The sequence below is a fragment of the Clostridium sp. UBA871 genome (genome assembly GCF_002295255.1).
Classification (GTDB): Bacteria; Bacillota; Clostridia; order Clostridiales; family Clostridiaceae; genus Clostridium_J; species Clostridium_J sulfidigenes.
This window is the reverse complement of record NZ_DBFV01000004.1, coordinates 750,978-777,683: the sequence shown is the minus strand read 5'-3', so window position 1 is coordinate 777,683 and position 26,706 is coordinate 750,978. Positions and strand designations below refer to the sequence as shown.

The following is a 26,706-nucleotide window of genomic DNA, read 5'->3' as shown; positions in this document are numbered from 1 at the left end:
TAGGTTATATCAGCTTTAATTAAGGTGGGGTTATTATGAAGGTAAAGAAGCTAGTGGATAGTTTTAACTATGCTATAGAGGGAATAATTTATTCAATACGAACTCAAAGAAATATGAGAATACATATGATAATAGCTATGTTAATACTAACAGCTTGTTTTTTCTTTGACATGACAAAGATGGAACTTTTGGTAATTGCAATTACAATAACAATGGTTGTGGTTGCAGAGATGATAAATACAGCAGTGGAATGTGCCATAGATGCCACCACCAACTTTTATCATCCCCTAGCAAAGATTGCGAAAAATGTAGCTGCAGGAGCAGTATTAGTCACTGCAATAAATGCGGTTTTAGTAGCCTATATAATTTTTGGTGATAAAGTTCTACCTTTTTCTATAATTATTCTTTTGAAAATTAAAAATTCTGACCCTCACATGATATTTTTAATGTTAGTAATAGTTAGTATTGCCACTGTAGTAGTAAAGGCTGTATATGATGAAGGTACACCTTTAAGAGGCGGAATGCCAAGTGGTCATAGTTCCATAGCCTTTGCTGTGGCAACCACCATTACACTATTAACCACAGAGCCACTAATAATGATATTGGCATTTTTATTAGCCTTCATAGTAGCCCAAAGCAGAGTAGATTCTAACGTACACTCCATCCTTGAAGTAGTCCTTGGAGGAGCCTTTGGATCACTACTGACCTTACTGTTATATCAGCTTATTGGGTAATTACTAAATGAATGAAGCTAAATAAAATATAAGCAATAAAAATAATGTGATAAAATTCGTATTCTATGGTAAACTAATATAACTAAGAAACTAAAAAAATGTGTGATTATTATAAACCATGGATAGATTTGAGTAATTAGGTTGGAGGAAGATAAAATGGATATAAAGGAATTGGTAAGACTTGCTATAGAGGCTAGAGAAAAAGCTTATGTGCCATATTCTAAGTTTAAAGTTGGAGCAGCAATTGAAATGGAAGATGGCAGTGTATTTACAGGCTGTAACATAGAAAATGCTTCTTATGGCGCTACTAACTGTGCTGAAAGAACGGCTATATTTAAGGCTGTATCTGAAGGACATACTATAATGAAAAAAATTGCCATAGTAGGAGATATGTTAGCATTTACAGCTCCATGTGGAATATGTAGACAGGTTATTGCTGAGTTTGCAGCTAAAGATATAGAAATAGTATTAATTAAAAATCAAGATGAGTATATAGTAAAAACTTTAGAAGAAATACTACCAGGAGCTTTTACTAAAGAGGACTTACTTAAATAAGGAGAGATATATGTTTAAATCAGGATTTATAACTATAATAGGAAGACCAAATGTGGGTAAATCAACCCTTTTAAATTATTTAATGGGAGAGAAATTATCTATAGTATCAAGTAGACCACAAACTACAAGAAACAATATACAAACAATACTTACAAGGGATAACTTTCAAATAGTATTTGTAGACACACCAGGTATGCATAAACCTAAACATAAGTTAGGTGAGTACATGGTGAAGATAGCTAAAGATTCCATGCAGGATGTGGATGTGGTGCTATTTTTAACAACACCAGAAGGGGAGATAAACAAGGCAGACCTTCATATTTTAGAACAACTAAAGCAGTGCAATACTAAAGTGTTTTTAGTAGTAAATAAAATAGATGAAAACCCTGCTGATAGAGTAGCTAAAACTCTAGAAGAATACACTAAAGTTTTAGATTTTAAAGAAATAATACCTATTTCAGCTATTAACGGAAAGAACACCGAAAAATTATTAGAATTAGTAGTTGATCAGTTACCAGAGGGACCAATGTATTACCCAGAAGACATGATAACAGATCAGCAAGAAAGATTTATAGTAATGGAGACTATAAGAGAAAAAGCCCTAAGACTTTTATCTCAAGAAGTACCTCATGGTATTGCTGTAGAAATTTTAACCATGAAGAAGAATGAAAATGGAAGTTATCTTATTGAGGCAAATATGCTATGTGAGAAGAACTCCCACAAGGGTATAATAATTGGTAAAAATGGAGCTATGATGAAGAAAATATCTACCTATGCAAGACAAGATATTGAAAAGTTCCTAGGCTGTAAAGTAAACCTAAAGATTTGGGTTAAGGTTAAATCAGAGTGGAGAGATAGTGCATTTGTACTCAAGGAACTTGGTTATAAGTAGAATTGCAGGTGTTATTCATTGAATACTATCAAGACTAGAGGGATAGTTTTAAAAACCCAAGAATACAAAGAAAATGATAAATTACTATGGATATTTACAGAGGAGTTTGGAAAGGTAACTGTCATTGCAAAGGGAGCTAGAAAAAGTAAAAATAAAAATTTTTCAAATACCCTACCTTTCTCCTTTGGTGAGTATGTACTATATAAAGGAAGAACTTTATATACCTTAAATGAAGGGAGAATTATAGATTCCTTTCAAGATATATTAAATGACTATGATACCTTAATATATGGTTCTTATTTTAATGAACTCATAGATATTGCCATAGAAGAAGGTGAGAGTCATCCCATATTTATAGATTTAGTGAAATGCTTTTATCTTATGAGAAACAAGGCTATAGACTTAGATCTTTTAGCAAGAGCCTTTGAAGTTAAGGTTTTAAAGGCTACAGGCTATGGTATATCGTTAGAAAACTGTGCCCTATGTGGAAATAAGATAAATACCACAGACTATATTTCTTTTCAGTTCTATGGTGGAATTTGTAACCAATGTGAAAAACAATATGGTACGAAAGTATCTGCTGCCACATATAATGGATTAAAGTTTCTAAGTAAAGTGGAGCTGGAGAAGGTAGGAAGACTTAATTTAGATATAAATACAAAGGAACAAATAGGAAAAATCCTAGAAACCTTTATAAGTCTAAATTATAGAAAAAAACCTAATAGCCTGTCCTTACTTAAAAAGTTTTAGTATATAAGTGATATAATATACTTAAGTATTAAATATTGCTAGGGAGGAAATATTTATGGATGAAGCTACATTAAAAAAGATAAATATATTAAAAGAAAGAGCTAATCTATCTGAAGAAGAAGCTAAGGAATTATTAGAAAGATTCAATGGGGACTTAATCGAAGCATTAATTCATTGTGAAAGAGAAAAACAAAAGGATAATAGAAATTTCAATGAGAAAATTTCTCAAAGTGAATTTGTAACCTATATAAAAGAGCTGATAAAGGCTGGTAATGTTTCTAGAATTATCATTAGAAAGGATGATTCTATCCTAGTGAATATTCCTGTAAATGCAGGAATTGTGGTGGGTATAGCATTATTATTGCAACCAGTTTTAATAGTTTTAGGAGCTGCAACTGCAGTATTTATTGATCTAGAAATAGATATAATTAAAGAAGATGGAACTGTAGAAGTAGTTAATAAAATTGTAAAGAGCACCATGGAAACAACTGCAAAGAAAGCTACAGAAGTAACCCATGATCTAAAAGAGATCTTCTCTGAAACCTCAGGAAAGATTAAAGAAAAAATTTCTGAAGCAAAGAATAATATGAAAAGATAACATAAATTTTATATATTTGGATATTAATTAAAGATGAGCATATACTCATCTTTTTTTATTTAGAATAAAATTTACCCAAGAATTAACGAAATATTTTAAAAATTTTTAGAGAAAGTTGCAAATTAAATAAATCTCTTATACAATATAATAGAAAATAACTTAAAAATAACACTTACTCACCCCAATGTGTGATATAATTAAAATTATAGAATTTGGAGTGAATAATAGAATTTTGAAAGGTGGCGAATTGTCATTAAACTCTCGCTTAGACAGGAACAAATAATAGAATTAGTTAAAGAAAATGAACCAATAACCAGTGAAGCTATCGCAAAAGAGTTAGGGCTTACGCGATCCGCCATAAGACCAGATTTATCTATATTGACTATGACCGGTATACTTCAAGCAAGACCTAAAGTTGGATATGTGTGTGTTAAAAATTCAAATAAAGGACCTAAAAACAGTGAAATTAGAAATATAAAGGTTAAGGATGTAATGTCTGAACCTGTTTTAGTAAAGGAAGACACACCAGTTTATGAGGCCATTCTAACACTTTTTTTAAATGACACAGGAACTTTATTCATTGAAAATGAAGGAGCACTATTAGGAGCTGTATCTAGAAAAGACTTTATAAAGATGGCTATGGGAACAGCTGATATGCATAGAGTACCCGTTGGAATTATCATGACTAGAATGCCGAATATTGTTAGTGTATCAGAGGAAGATTCAGCCTTTGATGCTGCAAAAAAAATAATTGAGCATCAGGTAGATTCCTTACCTGTTGTAAGGCTAGAACTTTTAAGGGGAAAAGAAGTTCCGAAAATTGTAGGAAAAATATCTAAGACAACAATTTCTATGATATTTGTAAAATTGGGTGAAAATGAATAATTTTATTCATTTGACTATATAACTATAATTTAAGAGTTAAGGGGTTGTATAACATGGAAAAGAAAAAATATGTGTACCTTTTTAATGAAGGCAACGGCGGCATGAAAAATTTACTAGGTGGAAAGGGTGCAAACCTTGCAGAAATGACAAGCATAGGAATTCCAGTGCCACAAGGCTTCACAGTAACAACTGAAGCTTGTAATAAATACTATGATGATGGAAAGAAAATCGCAGAAGAAATCGTTGACGAAATTCATGAAAAAATGACTGAACTTGAAAAACTTACAGGTAAAAAGTTTGGAAGTTTAGAAAATCCACTATTGGTTTCAGTAAGATCTGGTGCTAGAGCATCTATGCCTGGAATGATGGATACTATCCTTAATCTAGGATTAAACGATGAAACCGTTGAAGTAATGGCTAATAAAACAAACAATCCTAGATTCGCATACGATTCATACAGAAGATTCATTCAAATGTTTGCTGATGTAGTTATGGAAGTAGAAAAGAGAAACTTTGAAGATATCATGGATGAGATGAAGGCTGCTAGAGGCGTAAAACTTGATACAGAATTAAATGCAGAAGACTTAAAAGAATTAGTAGCTAAATTTAAAGCTTACTACAAAGAAGCTAAGGGAGAAGAATTCCCAAGCGACCCTACAGAACAATTAATAGCTTCTATCACTGCTGTATTTAGATCTTGGAACAATCCTAGAGCTATAGTATACAGAAGAATGAACGATATTCCTGGTAGTTGGGGAACTGCAGTAAACGTTCAAGAAATGGTATTTGGTAATAAAGGAAATACTTCTGGTACAGGGGTTGCATTCTCAAGAAACCCATCTACAGGAGAAAAGAAAATATTTGCTGAATACTTAATGAATGCTCAAGGAGAAGATGTTGTTGCTGGTATCAGAACACCTCAAAAAATAGAGCAATTAGAACAAGAAAATCCAGAAGTGTATAAACAATTTATGGATATTGTAAACACTTTAGAAAACCATTACAGAGATATGCAAGATATGGAGTTCACTATAGAAGAAGGTAAGCTTTACTTCCTACAAACAAGAAACGGTAAGAGAACAGCTCAAGCTGCATTAAAAATAGCTGTTGACCTTGTAGAAGAGAAAATGCTTACTAAGGAAGAAGCGATTCTTAAAGTTGAACCAAAACAATTAGATACATTATTACACCCTGCCTTTGATTCAGCATCACTTAAGGCTGCAGCAGTTATAGCTAAAGGACTTCCAGCATCTCCTGGTGCTGCTTGTGGTAAGGTTTACTTCACTGCAGAAGATGCAAAAGCTGCCCATGAAAATGGTGAAAAGGTAGTTTTAGTTAGACTTGAAACTTCACCAGAAGATATTGAAGGTATGATTGCTTCTGAAGGTATATTAACAGTAAGAGGTGGAATGACTTCTCACGCAGCTGTTGTTGCTAGAGGAATGGGAACATGTTGTGTTGCTGGTTGTGGTGACTTAACAGTAAATGAAGGAAATAAGACCTTTGCAGTAGGTGGAGTTACTTATAAAGAAGGAGACTACATCTCAATAGATGGAAGTACAGGAAATGTATATGCAGGACAAATTAAAACTGTAGATCCTGAAATAAGTGGATATTTTGGAACATTCATGGCATGGGCTGATGAACTAAGAACCTTGAAAGTAAGAACTAATGCTGATAATCCAAGAGATACAGCTCAAGCAGTTAAATTCGGAGCAGAAGGAATAGGACTTTGTAGAACAGAGCACATGTTCTTTGAAGGCGAGAGAATCATGGCTATAAGACAAATGATCGTTGCTAAGGATGAAGCTACAAGAAGAGCAGCTCTAGAAAAATTATTACCAATGCAAAAGGGTGACTTTATAGGAATCTACGAGGAGTTACAAGATAGACCAGCTACTATAAGATTCTTAGATCCACCACTACACGAGTTCCTTCCTCATGAAGATGATGAAATAGTAGAATTAGCTAAAGAACTTGGAATTACCTTTGAAGATCTAAAAAATACTGTTGAATCATTACATGAGTTCAACCCAATGATGGGTCACAGAGGTTGCAGACTTGCAGTTTCTTACCCAGAAATAGCTGAAATGCAAACAAGAGCAGTAATAGAAGCTGCTATAGATGTTAAAACTAGAAAAGGTTATGATATAGTACCTGAAATTATGATACCATTAGTTGGAGAAGTAAAAGAGCTTAAGTATGTTAAAAACATAGTTACAGAAACAGCTGATAAAATCATAAAAGAATCAGGCATAGATATGAAGTACATGGTAGGAACAATGATAGAAATTCCAAGAGCTGCTTTAACTGCTGATGAAATAGCTAAAGAAGCTGAGTTCTTCTCTTTTGGAACTAATGACTTAACACAAATGACCTTTGGATTCTCAAGAGATGACGCTGGAAACTTCTTAAAACACTACTATGACAAGAGCATATATGAATCTGATCCATTTGCAAGATTAGACCAAGTTGGAGTTGGAAAACTTGTTAAGATGGCTGCTGACCTAGGAAAATCTACTAGACCAGACATCAAACTTGGAATATGTGGAGAGCACGGTGGAGATCCATCTTCCGTTGAATTCTGCCACGAAGTAGGATTAAACTATGTATCATGCTCACCATTCAGAGTTCCAGTAGCAAGACTTGCAGCTGCTCAAGCTGAAGTTAAAAATCCAAGAAAAAAATGCTGCTGTGGATGCAAATAAAATAAAAAATAATAATTAACAAAGAGGCTATCTGAAAAGAATTAAAATATTTTCAGATAACCTCTTTATATATCTTTAAGAGTCTTATTTAAAGGAAATTTTAGTGCTAAATTTATTTTCAATATAATCCAGTAGTTTATAACTGAAATCAATATGGATATCATTGTGGATTACAGCTTTATTAAGAAGATTAATAAAGGCTTTTTTATTGCATTTTGATATATTTTTATAGTAATCCCTAGATAATTTCCAATATTTCTGTGGAAAGGCTAAGTAGGCAAGGATATATTTATAATCATCAAAGGTCAAAGGGTGACTGCTCTCATATTCCTGTAAAAAGTTTATGGCTAAATCTCCATTCCAGCAAGTGTTTTCTCTTCTCATAAGTCTCCTTAAACAATAAGAAATATCAAAAGCTGAATAGTCGTATCTACATTTATCAAAGTCTATAACGTAAATTTTACCCTGATTTACGATAAGATTTTTACTTACATAATCATTGTGACAAATGGATATGGATAAGTTGTCATAGTCTATAGTATTGGCTACGTTAGTTGATAAATTTGCTAGGCACATGCTATTAGTAAAACTAACTCTATATATTTTAGAAAAATAATCTTTATACTTTAATGCTAGCTTCTCATTTTTAACAAGTTGAAGAGTATGTTTATTTAAAGAGTCTGTAAGATTGGTGAAACCTTCCTTATGTTTACTACCTAAAATTGGGGAGAATCCTAAAGATGTCTCATGAATTTGTCCTAAATTTCTACTTGCCATATTTACATTATTTATATCATCAAAATCGCATTTGTCTCCTTTAACCCAATCTGTGAGAATAAATAACATATCATTATACCTTACATATCTTCCATGATTAGTAGTAGATAGTATTCTAGGTACATTTATATTATTGCGATATAACCATTCTATGGCTGAATAAATAAAAAGCAGTTCATCTACATCATAATATACTTTTTTCAAACAATACTCATGGGAATCACTTTCTATTTTATATACAGCTCTTTGCTTATCTGTATCCTTAAACTTCACCTGATATATACTGCAGTTACTAGATAAATTATAATAAGGTAATACATTTTTCTTAATATTACTTGGCGATAGTAAATTTGAACTAGAACTATCTGCTATTGCGTTACTCATTGTACTTCTCTCCTTAAAAATACTATAAGATAATACTAAATATCTCTACTATAATTATATTTATGAAAAATTTATGATAAATATATCAGTTCCTTGAAAAATTGAAAAAAATTTATGGTACATTAAAGGAATATTCATGGATAGTAAAGAAACTATATACATAATAAAGAAATTATATACATACATAATATAGTTATTAAATATAATTAGAAGGGATTAAATTTAATATTTTAAATATATAGAATACTTAAAGGTTGTAGAAATAAAACAATAGTTTATGTTATAATATAAAAGTTTTTATAAGCTAAATTTGAACATCTAAGCATAACTTTAAGTATTCAATAAGAAATAAAGGTAGGTGCAATGATGAATATTAGGGAAAATATAGAAAAGAGTGAAGAGTATAGTATAATACCACAAGGCTCAAAATCTAAAAACTCTATGGGGAGGGCTAGAAGCGAAGAATTAGATGAAGTTAGAACTGCCTATATGATTGACCGAGATAGAATAATACACTGTAAATCCTTCAGGAGGCTAAAGAGAAAGACTCAAGTATATATTAAAACCTGGAGCGACCACTATAGGACCAGGCTTACCCATACCTTGGAAGTGGCGCAAATTGCTAGAACTATAGGTAGAGGCATAGGACTAAATGAAGACTTAATAGAAGCCATAGCCCTAGGTCATGATATTGGACATGTTGCCTTTGCTCACAGTGGAGAAGAAGTGCTTAATGAATTACTTACCAATGGTTTTAGCCATAACCAAAATAGTGTTAGGGTATTAACATATATAGAGAATAATGGACAAGGGTTAAATTTATCAAAGGAGGTATTGGACGGAATACTATATCATAGTGGTTTTTCTAATAACAGTAGCAAGGCTTTTACCTTAGAAGGTCAAGTAGTAAAGTATAGCGATAAAATAGCTTATGTAAATCATGACATTGATGACTCCCTAAGAGCAGGAATTTTATCTATGGAGGATATACCAAAGGATATACTTGAGATTTTAGGGAATACTCATGGAGAGAGAGTAGATACCTTAGTTAAGGACTGTATCTATAGAACAAAAAGCAATATAAATTCCAATGATATTCAAGTGTCATTATCTAAAGATATAGATTATAACTTTAAAAAGCTTAGAGATTTTATGTTTAAAGAAGTCTATAATGGAGAGTTTCTAAAAGAAGAAAGGGATAAAGCTAGGTTTATTCTTATTCAGCTTTATAAATATTTTTATTTTCATGAAGAAAAGCTACCTGAATTTTACAAGTCCATAGCCAAGGAAGAAGGACTTAATCAAGGTGTTGCTGATTACATAGCAGGAATGAGTGATGAATACTGTATAGATCTGTTTAAGGACATATATATACCTAGTTAAGGATATTTATTTAAAGTAATGATTTTATCTATATAAATATTTAAATAAAGTAACTCTTTATGAAGGAAAACTATATCTTATAAAGAATATATATATAACAAACAATACAATTATATTACAAAAAACTTTTTTAAAAAAAAGGATTTAAGAGATATATGTCGAATTATAAGAGCTAGGAATTTGTACGTAAAGTTAAATTCTTTTAGACTTAATGAATAATATATTTAGTAGGTTTCTTTAAGTTTAGAATCACTTGAGAGTGAGGTGAGTTAATAATGTTTTCTGAAGAAATAATACAAAAAATAAAAGAGGAAAATGATATAGTGGATATCGTTTCAGAGGTAGTAACCTTAAAAAAAACGGGGAAAAATTATTTAGGAAGATGTCCATTTCACAATGAAAAAACACCTTCATTTACTGTATCAAGTGAAAAGCAAATTTATAAATGCTTTGGATGCGGAGAGGCTGGTAATGTAATAAGTTTTGTTATGAAAACTAGGAACATGGCTTTTCCGGAAGCAGTAAAACTTCTTGGAGAAAAGGTAGGCATTGTAGTAGATGATGCAGATTCACCAGGTAAAAGTTCAGCAACTAATGAAAAATTTAAGCGAATGTATGATATAAACGTACAAGCGGCCAGATATTTTTATACTAATTTAAAAAGATTTAAAGCTCCTTATGAATACCTAAAGGGAAGAGGTATAACAGATGAAACTATTAAAAAGTTTGGTATTGGTTTTTCACTAGACAATTGGCAGGGAATACGTTCCTATTTAAAACAAAGAGGCTTTAGTGAAGAAGAAATATTAGAACTAGGACTTACTACAAAAAATGAAAAGGGGAATATATACGATAGATTTAGAAATAGAATTATATTTCCTGTATTTAATGTCAGTGGTAGGGTAATAGGCTTTGGTGGAAGGGTTTTAGATGATTCTAAACCCAAATATTTAAACTCTCCCGAAACCCCAATATTTCATAAAGGAACAAATCTTTATGGATTAAATTTAGCAATAAAGAATAATCCAGCTAGAACAGTTATCATGGTTGAAGGTTACATGGATGTAATCTCTCTTTCCCAACAAGGAGTAACAAATGTAGTTGCCACCCTAGGAACTGCATTAACAGAAGGTCAATGTAAATTATTAAAGAGATATATTGATACTGTAATAGTATCCTTTGATTCAGATGTAGCAGGTCAAAATGCTACTATAAGAGGCTTAGAAATATTACAAAAATCTGGATTTGACCTTAAAATTCTTCAAATCCCTAGTGGAAAAGACCCCGATGAATTTATTAGATCCTACGGCAGGGAAAAATTTCTAAATCTAATAGACGGGGCTCTACCAATTATAGATTTTAAACTAAGGATGGCAGAAAAGGGAATTGACTTTTCAAAACAAGAAATGGTGATTAAATATCTAAAGAGAGTAGTTAGCGTGCTAAAGGACCTTGATCCACTAGAAAAAGCTGTATATATTAAGCAGGTTTCAGAGAAGAGTGGCATAGGTGAAGAAGCTATAATGGAGTCCTTAGATAAAAATTCCAATAAATCTATAGAAAATAGCAAAAATCATAATATAAATAGGAAGTTTGGGCAAAAATTATATTTAGAGCCTGGGTTTGTTAGGGCTGAAAGAACGGTATTAAGCCTTGCCCTTGATAAAAGGCTAAGTGATAAAATATTTAGTAATGTAAGTGAAGATGACCTTATATTAAAGGCACATAAAGTAATTTATACAATCATTAAAGAAAATAATATGTGCTCTAAGGAAGAATTGATAAAGATTATTAACCTGCAAACTATGCAAGATAGTGAGTTCACAAAGGAATGGATAAAAATTCAGGAATATAAAGTTGATATAGATGAAGGATCCATAGACAAAATGGTAAGTGACTGCGTGAATAACATAAAAAAATACAAGTTAGAGGAGTCAAGAAAGAAAATTATGGATAAAATTAGAAAGTGTGAGTCTGAAGGGTTGGTTGAGGAAACTTTGATGTTAGCTAGAGAGCTTATGGATATACAAAAGGAAATGGGAAAACTATAGAAGAGAGGAGGTAATGGAATGAAGGACAAAGCAGGAAAAGTTGCTATAGTAAAGAAATTAGTAGAAAAGGGTAAGAAAAAAGGGAATTTAACTTATAAAGAGATAATGGAAGAAGTAGAAGGTGTAGAACTAACTCCAGAGCAAATAGAAAAGATTTATGAAGTTCTAGAATCTATGGGCATAGACGTTATAGGTTTAGAGCCAGAAGTTGAGGAGGAAGAAGAAGTAGAAATAGAGGTTGACATAACAATTCCAGAAGGAATTGCCATAGATGATCCAGTTAGAATGTACCTTAAAGAAATTGGTAAGGTGCCTCTATTATCAGGTGAAGAAGAGATGAGACTTGCTAAGCTTATAGAAAATGGTGATGAATATGCTAAAAAGAAATTAGCAGAAGCAAACCTTAGATTAGTTGTAAGTATTGCTAAAAGATATGTTGGTCGTGGTATGTTATTTTTAGATTTGATTCAAGAAGGTAATTTAGGACTTATAAAAGCTGTAGAAAAGTTTGACTACAGTAAGGGATTTAAATTCAGTACCTATGCTACTTGGTGGATTAGACAGGCGATTACAAGAGCTATTGCAGACCAGGCTAGAACTATTAGAATACCAGTACACATGGTAGAAACTATTAATAAGTTAATTAGAGTATCAAGGCAGCTTCTTCAAGAATTAGGAAGAGAGCCATTACCAGAAGAAATTGCAAAACATATGGATATGAGCGTAGATAAAGTTAGAGAAATAATGAAAATTGCTCAAGAACCTGTATCTTTAGAAACACCTATAGGTGAAGAAGAAGATTCTCATCTTGGAGATTTTATTCCTGATGATGATGCCCTTGCTCCAGCAGAAGCAGCAGCTTTCACCATGTTAAAGGAACAATTAATAAGTCAACTTAGAACTTTAACTCCAAGGGAAGAAAAGGTGCTAAGACTTAGATTTGGTCTTGATGACGGAAGAGCTAGAACCCTTGAGGAAGTTGGAAAAGAGTTCAATGTAACAAGAGAAAGAATTAGACAGATTGAAGCGAAGGCGTTAAGAAAGTTAAGACATCCAAGTAGAAGTAAAAAGCTTAAGGATTATTTAGATTAGTGAGGGGCTGTCTTTTGGCAGCTCTTTTGTTATATATACAAAATTTGTAATAGACAAAATCCCTTAGTATAATATAAAATAAAAGTATACACAATTTATAAGGAGGTAATCCATGAATAGTTTCAATAGCAATAAGAAACTAGAAATAATTCCAACTATATTCACTTTTGTTATGTTTAATGTAATAGGGGTTTGGTCTGCCTATGTTCTAGATTCCTATCTTATGTTGAGTTTAATAAGAGTAATGTTGGTGATTTGTAATATATTCTACTTATATCATATTGGAGTATGGTTAACTGTAAAGTATGAAATAACAAATAGTGAAGTGAGAATAAGTGCACTGGGAGGACTTAAAAAAGTAATTTTACCCTTAAGTGATGTAGAATGCTACACTGTGGAAAAGGGAAAAATAAGAGGTATAAGCCTTTCAGGTATATCCTCTAATAAATTTGCAATAGGAAGAATTGCAGTAAAAAATTTAGGAACCGCTAGAATGTTTGTAACAAGCGGAAGTAGTGTTATATATTTAAAAACTCAAGACATAAGCTATGCTGTGTCACCTAAGAACTCTGAAAAATTCCTAGAAATTTTAGAAGGCCTGGGTATTGAAGAAAACACTTGGACAAAGAAATATAATAAGGTAAGTAGACTACATAAGGATAAAAAGTTTATGTATCCATTGATTTTAACTAGTACAATAATTTTATTTACAACTTTTTTTCCAATGGTTTTATATATACTAAATAAACTTCCAGATGTAATGCCATTAGTTATTAACGTGTCCAAAGAAGCGGGAGAAGTAGGTACAGACAAGCAATTTGCTTTTGCCCAGATGCTCTATGGTCTATTAAATATGGCAATGATGTTCTGTATGTATTATGCAGCTCACTTTTGTGCAAAATATGATAAAAAGTCTGCTTATAGGTATATCTATATTTCACTTTTAGTGGCAATAGTATTCCTATATATTCAAATTAGACTTATTATGTCTGTTATATAAATAAGGTGTTAGGTGAAAATATGATAATTAGCAAAAGATTAAAGTTAATAAGTGATTTAATCACAGGGGTTAAATCTATGGTAGATGTAGGAACAGACCATGGATATGTACCTATAGAACTTTTAAAAAGAAATAAAATAGACTTTGCCATAGCTAGTGATATTAATAAAGGTCCCGTGGAAAAGGCTAAAAAAAATGTTAGAGATAATAATTTGCAACATAAGATACAATGTAGACTTGGAGGAGGACTTACAACTGTAACTCCTAGAGAAGTAGAGGCAGCTGTAATTGCCGGTATGGGAGGAAACTTGATAAGAGATATCCTAGAGGAGAGTAAGGCTGTTTTTAAAGCGTTAGACTATGTTATAGTTCAGCCAGTACAAAATCCAGAAGTCTTAAGGGAATATCTTTATACCTCAGGGTGTAACATCCTAGATGAGTTGATTATATATGATGAAGAAAAATACTATGAAATTATGAAAATATCCTGGGGAGATAAGCCTAAAGTTATTGAGCCTATTTTTTATGAAATAAGTAAGCTGCTTTTAGGTAAGAAAGATAATACCTATAGGGAATATTTAAATTATAAGTTAGAAAAGTATTTAAGAATCCATGAAGAACTTAAGGGTGACACAGAAAATTCAAGAAAAAGAAAGCTGGAGTTATGGGATAAAATTCAAAGGATAAAGGGCTTTTTGCTTGAGTAAATGGGCGGAGGTATATTTTTATGGTAAAAATAAATGAAATCATTAATATAATGGAGGGCCTTGCGCCATTAAACTTAAAAGAAAGCTACGATAATGTTGGGTTTATGGTTGGAGATAGAGAAAGGGAAGTAACAAAGGTCCTAGTTGCTCTAGATTGCACCATAAAGGTCATAGAGGAAGCAAAGGAACTAGGAGCTCAACTTATTTTAACTCATCATCCATTGCTGTTTATAAAGCCTAAAACCATAACCACAGATAGTCTCCAAGGTAAAAAGCTAATGAAGTTAATAGAAAATGGTATAGCCCTATATTCTAGTCATACTAATTGGGATACTGTAAAGGGTGGCTTAAATGATGAATTTGTAAAGATTCTTGGCTTTCAAGAAAGTAAAATCATTGAAGTGGCGCCATCAGATCCTACAGCAGGAGTGGGAAGAATAGTTCAGCTGAAGGAAGAGACTACCCTAGAGGAAATAATAAAGGGCATTAAAGATAAATTAAAAATACAAAATTTAAGATACTCTGGAGAGTTAAATAAAAAAGTAAGAACTATAGCTTTAGTCAATGGAAGTGGAGAAGATTACTTGCAGCAAGCCTATGACCTAGGTGCTGAACTATTAATCACAGGGGATACTACCTATCACTTTGTATCTGACTATGAAGAGATGGGACTCTATGTAATAGATATAGGACATTTTAATTCAGAATGGCCCCTTGTAATTAGTTTATCAGAAAAGATTAAAAAAGTATTAGAGCCTAGGGGTGTGGAGATTATTATGTCAAACGCTACTAGGGATCCCTATAATTTTATTTAATTAATACTAGCTCTAATACTCCTATAAAAACAGCCTGAATAGAGGGGAAAACGCTGAAACCCGCACTATGCCAACAACTAGTTAACTATTTAAATAGTTAACTAGTTTAAATTTTATATATTTAACTAGGTATATAGTTAAAATTTTCTATAGTTTCATAGGTAAATAGGTTTATATTTATCTATTAATCTAGTTAAATAGTTTCATATATGGGTATTATAACTAAAAATAGAAAATTTAAAGGCGTTGCAATGATAAAAGATTTATGTTAATATTAATTTTGCGAGTAAGCCAGACAATCGCTGCTGAGAAATCAGGAGAGGAAAGTCCGAGCTCCATAGGGCAGGGTGCTGGGTAACTCCCAGTGAAGGCGACTTTAAGGAAAGTGCAACAGAGATATACCGCCTTAAGGAATACATTCTAACTTGTTAGAATGTATAAGTTCGAGGGACTAAATCTTAGATTTAGACTCTCACTTAATTTAAGGTAAGGGTGGAAAGGTGAGGTAAGAGCTCACCAGCGCAATGGCGACTTTGCGGCTATGTAAACCCCATCTGGAGCAAGATCGAAAGTGGAACATTATGGGGCTGCCCGTCCCGTTCCCGGGTGTATCGCTTGAGCCCATTAGTAATAATGGGCCTAGATAGATGATTGTCTAACACAGAACTCGGCTTATAGACTTACTCGATCCATTAAAAACACTAAGGTATGAACTTAGTGTTTTTATTTTAGCATTTTTGAACAAATCGTGAATGATTTACTTTTTAAAATCTTATTCTTTCAATTAGAAAGAATAAGATTTTTATTTTTCATCAGAATTGAGTATTAACCTTATGGAGGAAAAATATATTCTTGCAAAATGAAACTTAATATAAAATAAAATGTATCATATAATAAAAATAATCAGTAAAAATCTTTGAAATAGCTACAAAAATGTAGTAATATATAGGAAAATAAGGTTATTTTACATAAATAGCCTTAAATGAACTAAAATGAAGTTTCCTAATTCTTAAATATGTTATATTATACTAATATAAAGAAAATTTAGTAAATTGCATGAAAATGAAACAATTAACTTCAAATTTGGTTTCAAAATAGTTACATAGCTTTACAAAATGAAAAGACTTAATTGAAATTAAAGATTTTAATCTTTAATAATATTATTTAAGGGGAGGTTATAATAATGAAAAAGAAAAGTCTATTAAGTATATTCTTACTAGCTATTTTTCTTTTCTCAATGACAACTGTAGCTTTTGCGGAAAGTTGGTATTATGTAGGAGTGCCAGTTATAAGACAACAAAAAACACAATGGTGCTGGGCAGCATCGGGAGAAATGGCAGGAAAAGCTGTAAATCCAAGCTCTACTAGAACTCAAGCAGACGGAGTTTATTATGTTACAGGAGGATATGAAAATTATCCCAACACATCTAATGCTGCAGCATCCGTAGCTACCTATGTATCAAAGAACCAAAAGAGGTTTTATGTAGACAGAGGTACATGGACCATTAATTCTATTCGTTCAGAGATAATGGACAAGCAGAGCCCTCTAATAACTCTAGGTGGATATTATGATTACTATGGAAATAGAAATGGTGGTCACTTTGTAGTAATTGATGCAGTATATGAATATAGTAACACTCTTCGTTATGTAGATCCATGGGATGCAACTACCCATTGGTGTTCATATCAAGCATTTAAAGATGGAAGTTACAATAGTAGAAAATATGAAGAAACTGTTTATGGAAGATAGAGTTTACTAAAAACTCAAAGGAAAGGGATATTTTATGAAGGGTATAGGTATAAAATTTTTAAACTTATCATTAATAATTGTTCTGTTATTTTCATCAATAACAGTTTTTGCCGTAGATGGGGATAGAGATGTATCTACATTATTAAGTGAAGAATCATTGCAGGTATCTTCCGATAGAGGTAGCATAGAGGGTATTTTAGATGAAGCTTCAGAAGAGATAAAAGATATATTAAAGATAGAGAAGGCACCATATTTTCAAGTGGAAAGCTTTATAAAAATATATAACCTTCAGGATAGTGATATTGTAAAACACTATAAAGAAAATAAGGAGTTTAAAAAGAATATTTCAGATGAGTATAGGTGGGTTGCACCAGCTTTTCAAGAGGATAATAAAACTCTTTTAGTTAACTTTATAAAAAAGACTGAAGGTGAAGGTTGGTCCATGGCTGGTTTTTCAGATGGACTAGCTACAGAGGGATATTCCTTCTTACTAGATAAAGAAAAGATAATAGAGCTTCTTGAGGATAATGAAATAAAAAACATAGATGAAATGAAATTTGTCAGAACAGATTTATATGTTACTAATATTATTTACATAAATATAGATAATAAGGAGTTTGCAATTCCTTTTAGTAACAATGCGGAAGTGCTAGGTTTTGAAAATGGTAAACTATACAATATAGATAAATTGATGAACCAAATTGCAGAGAAATATACCCCTTATGACGTAGAGGCTTCATCAAAGGATGTAGCTATGGAAGAAGGTAGTGATAAAGATAAGGTTATAATAGCTTCCATAAAAATAATATTTGTGGGAATAGCAATAGTATCTATAGGTTTATTAATAATAGTAAATAAAAAATCCCTAAAATCTAATAAACAATAAGCATTTCCTACAAGCACTAAATATATGCCTCGTAGTGTTTGTATATACCATAAAAAGACTAGGATTTCCCCCAATCCTAGTCTTTTGCTTTATGAAAAAATAATTTTAACTATAAAAAATCTTTAAAAAAATTTAAAAAAATTTATTAAAACAATGGTAGAATTAAGATATATTTTTATAAAGAAAAGAGTATCTCCTAGGAGCTTAAATCATAGTACTATCAAGGGTTTAAACAAGGAAGGACATAAAAACATAAAAAGCTAAGAATATTAAAACATAGGAATATAGTATTGTTTTAAATATATTAAAGTTTATATAAAAGATTTAATTAAAGGATATATTTGGATATAACCCCGCGGGTAAACAGTAAAATATATGGCAAATTATTATAAATTGTGATATAATTTTTTGAGTAACGACAGAAATAAAATGTTTTTGTTAACGAAAGCTAGTAATTGTGTAGGTTAACAAAGATTCGTGTAGCTTGAAAATTAGACAAGCTCATTATTTGTACATAAATAAAATATAGAGAATAAAACTCATTACACAAGATTAAATGAAATATATGGTGTTATAGGTAATATGTCTCTTTTAATATCGTATATTATATAAGGGAAGTTTAGTATTATTTTGTTTGGAGGTAAGAACTATGGAAAAGGCAAACTTGCATAGTGAAGAAATTAATGTAAATTATAAAGAAAATTTAGATTATACCGAAAGGAAATCAAGTTTATTTATTTATAATCTATTAAAAAGAGGGTTTGATATTGTATTTAGCATAATAGTACTTATAGTTACTAGTCCAATACTCATAATATCAATGCTCATAGTATTTTTCCAAGATTTTAAAAGCCCTATATTTGCTCAAAAGAGAGTTGGGATTAATAATGAGGAATTTACTATGTATAAAATTAGATCTATGATTTACAATGCAGAATCTGAAGGATTTAAGTGGGCAAGCAAGGATGATTGTCGAATAACTACCTTTGGTAAATTTATAAGAAAGACTAGGATTGATGAATTACCACAATTGCTAAATGTTTTAAAAGGCGATATGAGTGTAGTAGGGCCAAGACCAGAGTTGGAATTTTTCTATAGAAAGTTTGAAAAGACTATACCAAACTTTAGAGATAGACTAGCTGTAAAACCTGGTTTAACAGGTTGGGCACAGGTAAATGGTGGCTACGATTTATTGCCAGAAGAAAAGCTTAAATATGATATAGAATATATAGAAATAAGAAGCATTATGATAGATATTAAAGTTTTGGTTAGGACTATTGCGGTAATTTTTACAGGAGACGGGGCTAGATAGGATAGTGTTAAACAATTAATTTATTGGAAGGAAGAATTAAAATGAAAAAAGTGTTACTTTTGATTCATACACTAGGTGGAGGTGGAGCGGAAAAAGTTCTTGTTAATCTTGCCAATGGTATGGACAAAAATAAGTATGATGTTACAGTAATGACAGTTATAAATACTGGGATATTTAGGGAAAGTCTTAGCGAAGAAATTAAATATAAGTACATATTTAATTTGCCAAGCAGGAAGAGAAAAGGTACTAATAATAGTGGAAAAAGTGAGAAATCAGGAAGTCTTTTGAATAAGTCAAGTAAAGTTCTTAGTATGGGAGGAAAGCTTTATTCTATATTTTGGAGATTTGTACCATTAAAATTGTTTTACAAGTTAGCAATTAAAGAAAAATATGATGTGGAAGTTGCGTTTTTGGAAGGAATATGTGCAAAAATAATAAGTAATTCCAACAATAAATTGTCTAAAAAGATAGCATGGATTCATGTGGATTTAATTAATCAGCCTAAATCGAAATTTGTATTTAAAAATATGAAAGATGAAAAAGAATGCTATGAAAAATTTGATGATATTGTGTGTGTTTCTGAAACGGTAAAAAAACAATTTATTAGGAAGTTTGAAATTGACGAAAATAAACTAATAGTGAAATATAATCCTATTGACAAGCATGAGATTATAAATAAATCTATCGAACTAGTTGATGATACAAAAAAACCAAATAAATTTCTATTTTGTACCATAGGTAGGCTTATAACTCAAAAAGGGTATGATAGACTTTTGAGAGTACATAAAAAGTTAATGGATGAGGGTTATGATTATGAACTATGGATAATAGGTGAAGGTACTAAGCGTGAAATGTTAGAAAATTTCATTGATAATAATAATATGAGAGATACGGTGAAACTTTTGGGGTTCAAATCAAATCCATATAAATATTTAAGTATGGCTGATGCATTTGTATGTTCTTCAAGAGCAGAAGGTTTTAGCACTGTTGCGTCTGAGGCGGTAGTTTTAGGAAAACCAATAGTTACAGTAGATTGTTCAGGAATGAAAGAACTGTTAGGTAATAATAATGAGTATGGTATTGTTACTGACAATAATGAAGAAGCATTAGCTGAAGGAATGAAGAACATGCTAAATGACAAAGAACTATATAAGAAATATTTAAATACCATTTCCGAAAGAGCTAGTATGTTTGAATTAAGTAAGGCTGTGAAATCAATTGAAGATTTATGTTAGGAGTCAGAAATGAATTTAAATGAAAAAAACGATAAAATTATATCATATTTAATAAACACATATATTTTTATATTTATTTTTACTATGATGAATAGAGAATTTCTACTATTTTCATTAGATTCAAGATATTTATTAATAGCTTTAGGATGCTATTTAATTTTATATTCATTGTTTAGAATGATAAAATACAAGGAGAAAATAAGGATTGATAGGTTAAGTTTATTATTAATAGCTTTTTATATACTTTGCATTTTAAGCAATATTATGTGGCTTAAAGGTGATATTAAAATAAATTATTCAGTCTTTGCAAATGTACTTTTATTATATAGTTTTAACCTTATAAGTATATTAGTGTTTGTAATATATAGAGAAAAGGTTAATGTGAAAACTGTATACAAATCAATAATGGTATCAGGAATGATTCTATTTATAAGTATGATATTGATAGGAATGGGATTTAACCTTAATGAAATAATGGGTGGAGAATATTCTGGCAAAATAGCAGGTTCTGAACATAAAAATTTTTTTGGATATAACATAAGGTTAGCTGGATATGCTCAAGATGCAAATTATGCAAGTATGTTTATGGTAATATGGGGAGCCACTATTATTAAATATATTAATAATAAAATGGTTAAATTTGTATTTTTAATTTTAGCAATAATAGGATTAATGATATCAGCATCTAAAACTGTTATATTAGGAGTTTTAGTGGGTTTAGTGATGGTGGTAATACTTAGAATAGACGATAAGAAAAATAAAAATCTATATCCCTTAATTAAAAATACATTTGTAATTTTAATTGTTTCGGTACCATACATAACAATGAAAGTTTTTGAAGCTATAAATTATTCAGGATCAATTCAAACTATGTCTACACGTTTTAAAATGTGGGGTTCTGCAATTAACCTTTTTAAAGAAAATTTTTTATTAGGACATGGATTAACTAGTATAAGAAGTTATTTTGAAGCTTCACCAAACGGATGGTATGTTCAATGTCATAGCTCTATATTTCAAATTATGTCTGAAAATGGGATGATTGCTTTGATATTATTTGCTATGATAATTGCAATAGTGTTAAATTATAAAAATAAATATGTGGTATTTTTAGTAAGCGTATTTTTGGTGTTTAGTTTAACATCTGAACTGATTTACTTATCTATTTTCGTATTTATAGTGTCAATATTACCGATTATAGGGAGAAGTAATAGAAAAAAAAGAATTATAGATGATAAAAAGGTTTTATTTATTGTAAACTCCTTAGGAAAAGGCGGCGCTGAGAGAGTTGTAGTCAATATTGCCAATAAAATGGCTACACAAGAGTATAAGGTAACAATAATATCACTTTATAATAAACAGTTTTATAAAGTAGATGAAAAAATAAATTTAATTATTCTTAATAAAAACGAGAATGAAAACACTATGAAAAAGATGTTTTCTATAATAATTAACACTTATAAGATAAATAGGATTGTAGATCAATTAGAACAAGATTATAAGTTTGGATTAATAACATCCCATTTACCTTTATCTAATATAATTTGTAAGTTGTCTAATTTTAATGATAAATGTATCCACGTAATTCATAACGTTTATTCTGCTATAGAAGGAAATCATAGAATTATTTTAAGTGTAATTTTAAAAATCCTCTATAATAATTGTAAAGTAACTACAGTGTCTTCAGGAGTTGAGAGAGAACTTGTGGAGAGATATGGGGTGAAAAGTAAGTTTATAAAAACTATATATAATCCAATAGATATAAATAGCATACAAAACTTATCCAAAGAAGAAATAGAAGAGAAAGATAAATATATATTGTTTTGTGGGAGATTAACAAAAATAAAAAGACCTGATATAGTTATAGATGCTTTTACAGAGGGTGAATTTTATAATAATTACAAACTTATAATATTAGGAGATGGAGAGTTAAGAGAAGAACTAGAACAACAATGTGAAAAACTTAAAATAAGTAATAGAGTCATATTTACAGGATGGGAAAGTAATGTATATAAGTATATGCGAAACAGTAGTTTATTGGTGTCTTGCTCTGAATTTGAAGCATTACCAATGAATCTGCTTGAAGCATTTTGCTGTGGGGCTAGGGTAGTTAGTACTGACTGTAATTATGGTCCAAGAGAAATTCTTTTAGGAAAGTACAAGAAGTACTTAGTAAAAGAAAATAACTTAAGGGAGTTAGTTTTAACTATTAGAGATGCTTTAAACGATTATCCTGATGATGGGGTAAGATTAGTTGAAAAGTTTGATACAATAAATATAATTAGTGAATACTTGAATACATCTTTAGAATGGATAAATCAAACAAAGGAAAATCGATATTTTATATATATTAAGGAGTAATTGCATATGAAGGTAGGAATAATAACAGTACACAATGCATATAACTTTGGAGCTATGCTACAAGCATATGCGTTAAAAACAACTTTAAATGAAATGGGACATACATGTCATATAATAGATTACAATTCGTTTTCAGTAAAGTCTCATTATGGGATATATAGTAGTAGTGACTCATTTGTTTTTAATATTAAACAAACTATTAAGAATGTAATTAAAAAGTTATTAAGAAAAAAACAACATAGAAGGTTTGATGAATTTAAAAATAATTATATGAATCTTACTAAGAAATATAATACAATAAAAGAACTAAATGAAGATATAGATATGGATGTTGTTTTTTGTGGAAGTGACCAAATATGGAATCCAGACATTATGAATTCACGAGATATTCCAGTGTTTTTTTTGCAATTTGGGAGAAGTAGTATGAAGAGAGTTGCTTTTGCACCAAGTATTGGAATGGATAGTTTGGATGAAAAATATCACTCTACATATTCTAACTATTTAAACCAATTTGACAAGATATCTTGTCGCGAAATTTCAGGAGTAGAAATTTTGAAAAAGATAGTTGATAAACCTATTAAACAAGCAGTTGATCCAACTTTGTTATTGAACTGTGAAAAATGGAGTAGTCTGGCGAATGATTCATATTTAAATATAAATGAGGATTATTTATTAATATATCAATTAGATTATAATAGGGAATTAGTTAAATCTGCTATAGAATTAGCTGGAAAGAAAAATTTAAAAGTGTACTTAATAAGTGCGAGTGCAAAAAAGACTGATGAAGTTGTTAATACAATTGAAAATGCGGGTCCTCTAGAATTTTTATCAGCATTTAAGAATGCTAAATATATATTTACAAATTCTTTTCATGGTACTGTATTTTCACTTATGTTTGAAAAAGAGTTTTATATTTTTCCACATGCAACTAGAAATACTAGAATAGAGTCAATTTTAGAAATAGCGGGATTGACAGAACGAATAATTGCAGATAAATCTGTTGTAGATACAAAATGGAAAGAGATTGACTATATAGATGTTAATGAAAGATTAAATAAGCATATTGAAGCATCACGTCAATATATAAATGAAGCTTTAGAAGAAAAAAAATAGGAGAAGAATAAGTATGAATTCAGAATATAAGCATGGCGTAATTCTTTCATATGTATCAATTGGGCTGCATATGATTGTTGGTTTATTATTTACTCCGTTTTTGATAAGAACATTAGGTACAGCTGAATATGGATTGTATCAACTTATAGGGTCTTTTGTTGGGTATCTAACTATATTTGATTTTGGACTATCTGCTACAATAATAAGATATACTGCTAAATATAATGCTATGGATGATAGAGAAGGTTTGCAAAACTTTTTAGGAATGCATTTAATTATATATATATTTTTAAGTATATTAACAGCTTTGGTGGGAATGTTTATTTATTTTAAAATAGATATAATACTTGGTAATTCTTTAACAGTACAAGAGTTGTCTAGTGCGAGAAATATGTTTCTATTATTAGTAATTAGCTTTTCAGTATCAATTTTAGGAAATATATTTACTGGAGTTATCACAGGTAACCACAAGTTTGTTTTTGTTAGAATGGTAAGCATAATTAAAACATTTATGAAGGTTCTAATAATAGTGGTATTAACAAAGGTATCATTACCAGGTGCTATGGCAATAACTTTGGTTGATGCGGTTGTTACTGTACTTGTAGTAGTTATTAATGCTACTTATGCTTTTGGAAAGTTAAAGGTTAAATTTAGTATACGCTATTGGGACATGGAGCTATTTAAAGAAACAGCAATGTTTTCTTTTTTTAACTTATTACAAGTTATAATGGGTCAAATGTATTGGAAGGTCGATCAATTAATTCTCGGTATGGTTACTACTACTACTACTGTAGCTATATACTCAGTGGCAATGCAAATAAATGATTTGTTTTTACAATTTACTTCATCTATTACATCGGTATTATTACCAAAAGCAACTGAGATGGAAGTTGGGAATTCTAGTGGTGAGAAGTTTACAGACTTTATGATTTTTACAGGTAGAATCATACTAATAATATATAGTTGTATGACAATAGGGCTATACACATATGGAAAAAACTTCATAAGTTTATGGGCGGGAATTGATTTTGTTGAAGCGTGGACTGTGGCTATGATTATAATATTGGCTTCTGCAATACCTAGAATACAAGCACCTGCCAATGATATATTAAAGGCAAAGAAGAAACATGGAATGCTTACTAGTATGTATGCAGGAATGGCTGTTGCAAATGTAGTTTTATCTATAATACTTATAAAACATTTTGGAATTGTAGGTGCTGCTATTGGAACTGCCATACCACTTATACTTGGAAATACAGTATACGCAAATTTTTATTACAGTAAGTATGCTGAAATTAATATTACAAGATATTTTAAGGAATTATTAAATAAATTGTGGGCTGTAATTATAATTGGGTTTATATTCAGCAAAGTAATAAATATAATACACATATATGGGTGGCTAGGGTTCTTTATTAAAGGTTCGATGTTTACTATTGTATATATTTTATTAACTTGGATAATAGGATTAACTAAAAATGAAAAGAATATGGCAAAGAAACTGTTTAAAATTAATAGGGGGTAGCTTATGAACTATTTCGATAACGGAAAAAAAGAGTTGTGCTGTGGATGTAATGGATGTAAGGAAGTATGCCCTAAGAATTGTATATCAATGATTGAAGATAACGAGGGATTCATATATCCTGATATAAATTTAAACCTATGCATAAATTGCAATATGTGTAAAGAAGTATGTCCAATGATAGATACAAAATATGTATTTAATACGAATAAAAACATACATGCTTATGCTGCTTTTAATAATGATGAAAATATAAGATTGAATAGTACATCAGGAGGAATATTTACAGAGCTAGCAGAGTATGTTTTAAAGAATAATGGAGTAATTGTAGGAGCTAAATTTGATAAAAATATGGAGGTTGTTCACGAATTTGCATCAAGCAGAGAAGAATATGAACAGTTTAGAGGGTCGAAGTATGTAAGAAGTGACATCGGAGGAATATACTGCAGAGTAGAAGAACTTCTAAAAAAAGATATAGTTGTATTATTTGTAGCAACTCCATGTGAAATAGCAGGTATGAAAAAGTATTTGAGAAAGGATTATGATAATTTGATTTTATGTGATATTATTTGTCATAATAATCCTTCACCTAAGGTATTTAGAAAGTATATAACGTATTTAGAACAAAAAAATAATTCTAACGTTGTAAATATAGTATTAAGAGACAAGGAAAAAGGATGGCATAATCCTACATTTAAAGTTTATTTCGAAAATAAGAGGCAGTTTTCAGAGAATTATTATAAGAATTATTATATTCAAGGTTTTGGAATGGGGTTATTTAGTAGACCTTGTTGTCATAGTTGTCAGTTTACTGGTTCTGATAGAGTTGGAGATATAACTATAGGTGATTTTTGGGGAATTGATAAAATTGATAAAACAATGGATGATAATAAAGGTACATCAGTAGTATTATTAAACAATTCAAAAGCCGAGGAAATATTTAATGAAATTAAGATTAATTTAAAGTATAAAGAAGTAGATATAAAAAGTGCTTTTAAATATAATCATAAAAAGCCATCTGTGCCTGATATAAATAGAGAAAGGTTTTTTAAAGAACTAGATGTTACTGAATTTGATATTCTTATAGATAGATATATGAGAACAGATAAATTGAAGACTAAGATAGGTAAATATATACCTAAATTTATAAAAGAGAAAATAAAAAAAATTATACTGAGTGTAAAGAAATAGATTTTAGT

Annotated in this window: 22 protein-coding genes and 1 other RNA gene; 22 read left to right on the top strand and 1 reads right to left on the bottom strand. The window is 30.4% G+C overall.

Features of this window, described 5'->3' with window-relative positions; all coding sequences use genetic code 11:
- Nucleotides 1-35 precede the first annotated feature (35 nt).
- From B3086_RS09740 to ppdK, 7 genes are all read left to right on the top strand, one after another.
- Nucleotides 36-734, top strand: a complete 699-nt coding sequence (locus B3086_RS09740) for a diacylglycerol kinase (RefSeq protein WP_035128900.1) — start codon at nt 36-38, stop codon at nt 732-734.
- A gap of 156 nt (nt 735-890) precedes the next feature.
- Nucleotides 891-1,289, top strand: a complete 399-nt coding sequence (locus B3086_RS09735; protein ID WP_346848428.1) for a cytidine deaminase — start codon at nt 891-893, stop codon at nt 1,287-1,289.
- Nucleotides 1,290-1,299: 10 nt separating this feature from the next.
- Nucleotides 1,300-2,181: a GTPase Era gene (gene era, locus B3086_RS09730; protein WP_035128906.1), complete on the top strand. Its 882-nt coding sequence runs from the start codon at nt 1,300-1,302 to the stop codon at nt 2,179-2,181.
- Between the two features lie 18 nt (nt 2,182-2,199).
- Nucleotides 2,200-2,931: a DNA repair protein RecO gene (gene recO / locus B3086_RS09725; RefSeq protein WP_346848429.1), complete on the top strand. Its 732-nt coding sequence runs from the start codon at nt 2,200-2,202 to the stop codon at nt 2,929-2,931.
- A 55-nt stretch (nt 2,932-2,986) separates the two neighbouring features.
- Nucleotides 2,987-3,529 carry a DUF4342 domain-containing protein gene (locus tag B3086_RS09720; RefSeq protein WP_346848430.1) on the top strand — a complete coding sequence of 181 codons (543 nt, stop codon included), beginning with the start codon at nt 2,987-2,989 and terminating at the stop codon, nt 3,527-3,529.
- Nucleotides 3,530-3,781: 252 nt separating this feature from the next.
- On the top strand, nt 3,782-4,414 hold the full coding sequence (locus tag B3086_RS09715) for a helix-turn-helix transcriptional regulator (RefSeq protein ID WP_346848511.1): 633 nt from the start codon (nt 3,782-3,784) through the stop codon (nt 4,412-4,414).
- Between the two features lie 53 nt (nt 4,415-4,467).
- Entirely contained in the window at nt 4,468-7,122 is a 2,655-nt protein-coding gene (gene ppdK, locus B3086_RS09710) for a pyruvate, phosphate dikinase (RefSeq protein ID WP_346848431.1), read from the top strand.
- An 84-nt stretch (nt 7,123-7,206) separates the two neighbouring features.
- Here ppdK and B3086_RS09705 read toward each other — a convergent pair whose 3' ends face one another.
- Nucleotides 7,207-8,283: a CotS family spore coat protein gene (locus B3086_RS09705; protein ID WP_346848432.1), complete on the bottom strand. Its 1,077-nt coding sequence runs from the start codon at nt 8,281-8,283 to the stop codon at nt 7,207-7,209.
- A 366-nt stretch (nt 8,284-8,649) separates the two neighbouring features.
- Between B3086_RS09705 and B3086_RS09700 the strand changes: the two genes are divergently transcribed.
- From B3086_RS09700 to B3086_RS09630, 15 genes are all read left to right on the top strand, one after another.
- The gene (locus tag B3086_RS09700) at nt 8,650-9,666 is read left to right on the top strand and encodes a deoxyguanosinetriphosphate triphosphohydrolase (protein WP_346848512.1); all 1,017 of its coding nucleotides are present in this window, start codon (nt 8,650-8,652) and stop codon (nt 9,664-9,666) included.
- 275 nt (nt 9,667-9,941) lie between these two features.
- The gene (gene dnaG, locus B3086_RS09695) at nt 9,942-11,717 is read left to right on the top strand and encodes a DNA primase (protein WP_346848433.1); all 1,776 of its coding nucleotides are present in this window, start codon (nt 9,942-9,944) and stop codon (nt 11,715-11,717) included.
- A gap of 18 nt (nt 11,718-11,735) precedes the next feature.
- Nucleotides 11,736-12,809 carry an RNA polymerase sigma factor RpoD gene (gene rpoD / locus B3086_RS09690; protein WP_346848434.1) on the top strand — a complete coding sequence of 358 codons (1,074 nt, stop codon included), beginning with the start codon at nt 11,736-11,738 and terminating at the stop codon, nt 12,807-12,809.
- Between the two features lie 112 nt (nt 12,810-12,921).
- Nucleotides 12,922-13,809, top strand: coding sequence for a PH domain-containing protein (locus B3086_RS09685; protein WP_346848435.1), 888 nt, complete (start codon nt 12,922-12,924; stop codon nt 13,807-13,809).
- Nucleotides 13,810-13,829: 20 nt separating this feature from the next.
- Nucleotides 13,830-14,516, top strand: a complete 687-nt coding sequence (locus B3086_RS09680) for a class I SAM-dependent methyltransferase (protein ID WP_346893321.1) — start codon at nt 13,830-13,832, stop codon at nt 14,514-14,516.
- Nucleotides 14,517-14,536: 20 nt separating this feature from the next.
- A complete protein-coding gene (locus B3086_RS09675; protein ID WP_346893318.1) occupies nt 14,537-15,331 on the top strand; it encodes a Nif3-like dinuclear metal center hexameric protein in 795 nt (264 codons plus the stop codon).
- A gap of 283 nt (nt 15,332-15,614) precedes the next feature.
- Nucleotides 15,615-16,022: RNase P RNA component class A (rnpB, locus tag B3086_RS09670), an RNA gene on the top strand.
- 492 nt (nt 16,023-16,514) lie between these two features.
- Nucleotides 16,515-17,081: a papain-like cysteine protease family protein gene (locus tag B3086_RS09665; RefSeq protein ID WP_346893316.1), complete on the top strand. Its 567-nt coding sequence runs from the start codon at nt 16,515-16,517 to the stop codon at nt 17,079-17,081.
- A gap of 34 nt (nt 17,082-17,115) precedes the next feature.
- A complete protein-coding gene (locus B3086_RS09660) occupies nt 17,116-17,967 on the top strand; it encodes a hypothetical protein (RefSeq protein WP_346893314.1) in 852 nt (283 codons plus the stop codon).
- Between the two features lie 649 nt (nt 17,968-18,616).
- Nucleotides 18,617-19,279 (top strand): sugar transferase, encoded by a 663-nt coding sequence (locus tag B3086_RS09655; RefSeq protein WP_346893312.1) that lies wholly within the window; start codon nt 18,617-18,619, stop codon nt 19,277-19,279.
- A gap of 41 nt (nt 19,280-19,320) precedes the next feature.
- Nucleotides 19,321-20,514: a glycosyltransferase gene (locus B3086_RS09650; RefSeq protein ID WP_346891568.1), complete on the top strand. Its 1,194-nt coding sequence runs from the start codon at nt 19,321-19,323 to the stop codon at nt 20,512-20,514.
- 9 nt (nt 20,515-20,523) lie between these two features.
- Nucleotides 20,524-22,872 (top strand): glycosyltransferase, encoded by a 2,349-nt coding sequence (locus tag B3086_RS09645; RefSeq protein ID WP_346893310.1) that lies wholly within the window; start codon nt 20,524-20,526, stop codon nt 22,870-22,872.
- A 6-nt stretch (nt 22,873-22,878) separates the two neighbouring features.
- Nucleotides 22,879-23,985 (top strand): polysaccharide pyruvyl transferase family protein, encoded by a 1,107-nt coding sequence (locus B3086_RS09640; protein WP_346891564.1) that lies wholly within the window; start codon nt 22,879-22,881, stop codon nt 23,983-23,985.
- A gap of 13 nt (nt 23,986-23,998) precedes the next feature.
- The gene (locus tag B3086_RS09635) at nt 23,999-25,510 is read left to right on the top strand and encodes an oligosaccharide flippase family protein (RefSeq protein WP_346891562.1); all 1,512 of its coding nucleotides are present in this window, start codon (nt 23,999-24,001) and stop codon (nt 25,508-25,510) included.
- Nucleotides 25,511-25,513: 3 nt separating this feature from the next.
- Complete coding sequence (locus B3086_RS09630; RefSeq protein ID WP_346893308.1) at nt 25,514-26,698, top strand: Coenzyme F420 hydrogenase/dehydrogenase, beta subunit C-terminal domain; 1,185 nt, start codon at nt 25,514-25,516, stop codon at nt 26,696-26,698.
- Nucleotides 26,699-26,706: the final 8 nt, after the last annotated feature.

Coding starts and splice junctions, on each gene's coding strand:
- B3086_RS09740 (WP_035128900.1), top strand. CDS start 36: ATGAAGGTAAAGAAGCTAGTGGATAGTTTTAACTATGCTATAGAGGGA.
- B3086_RS09735 (WP_346848428.1), top strand. CDS start 891: ATGGATATAAAGGAATTGGTAAGACTTGCTATAGAGGCTAGAGAAAAA.
- era (WP_035128906.1), top strand. CDS start 1,300: ATGTTTAAATCAGGATTTATAACTATAATAGGAAGACCAAATGTGGGT.
- B3086_RS09720 (WP_346848430.1), top strand. CDS start 2,987: ATGGATGAAGCTACATTAAAAAAGATAAATATATTAAAAGAAAGAGCT.
- ppdK (WP_346848431.1), top strand. CDS start 4,468: ATGGAAAAGAAAAAATATGTGTACCTTTTTAATGAAGGCAACGGCGGC.
- B3086_RS09705 (WP_346848432.1), bottom strand. CDS start 8,283: ATGAGTAACGCAATAGCAGATAGTTCTAGTTCAAATTTACTATCGCCA.
- B3086_RS09700 (WP_346848512.1), top strand. CDS start 8,650: ATGAATATTAGGGAAAATATAGAAAAGAGTGAAGAGTATAGTATAATA.
- dnaG (WP_346848433.1), top strand. CDS start 9,942: ATGTTTTCTGAAGAAATAATACAAAAAATAAAAGAGGAAAATGATATA.
- rpoD (WP_346848434.1), top strand. CDS start 11,736: ATGAAGGACAAAGCAGGAAAAGTTGCTATAGTAAAGAAATTAGTAGAA.
- B3086_RS09685 (WP_346848435.1), top strand. CDS start 12,922: ATGAATAGTTTCAATAGCAATAAGAAACTAGAAATAATTCCAACTATA.
- B3086_RS09680 (WP_346893321.1), top strand. CDS start 13,830: ATGATAATTAGCAAAAGATTAAAGTTAATAAGTGATTTAATCACAGGG.
- B3086_RS09675 (WP_346893318.1), top strand. CDS start 14,537: ATGGTAAAAATAAATGAAATCATTAATATAATGGAGGGCCTTGCGCCA.
- B3086_RS09665 (WP_346893316.1), top strand. CDS start 16,515: ATGAAAAAGAAAAGTCTATTAAGTATATTCTTACTAGCTATTTTTCTT.
- B3086_RS09660 (WP_346893314.1), top strand. CDS start 17,116: ATGAAGGGTATAGGTATAAAATTTTTAAACTTATCATTAATAATTGTT.
- B3086_RS09655 (WP_346893312.1), top strand. CDS start 18,617: ATGGAAAAGGCAAACTTGCATAGTGAAGAAATTAATGTAAATTATAAA.
- B3086_RS09650 (WP_346891568.1), top strand. CDS start 19,321: ATGAAAAAAGTGTTACTTTTGATTCATACACTAGGTGGAGGTGGAGCG.
- B3086_RS09645 (WP_346893310.1), top strand. CDS start 20,524: ATGAATTTAAATGAAAAAAACGATAAAATTATATCATATTTAATAAAC.
- B3086_RS09640 (WP_346891564.1), top strand. CDS start 22,879: ATGAAGGTAGGAATAATAACAGTACACAATGCATATAACTTTGGAGCT.
- B3086_RS09635 (WP_346891562.1), top strand. CDS start 23,999: ATGAATTCAGAATATAAGCATGGCGTAATTCTTTCATATGTATCAATT.
- B3086_RS09630 (WP_346893308.1), top strand. CDS start 25,514: ATGAACTATTTCGATAACGGAAAAAAAGAGTTGTGCTGTGGATGTAAT.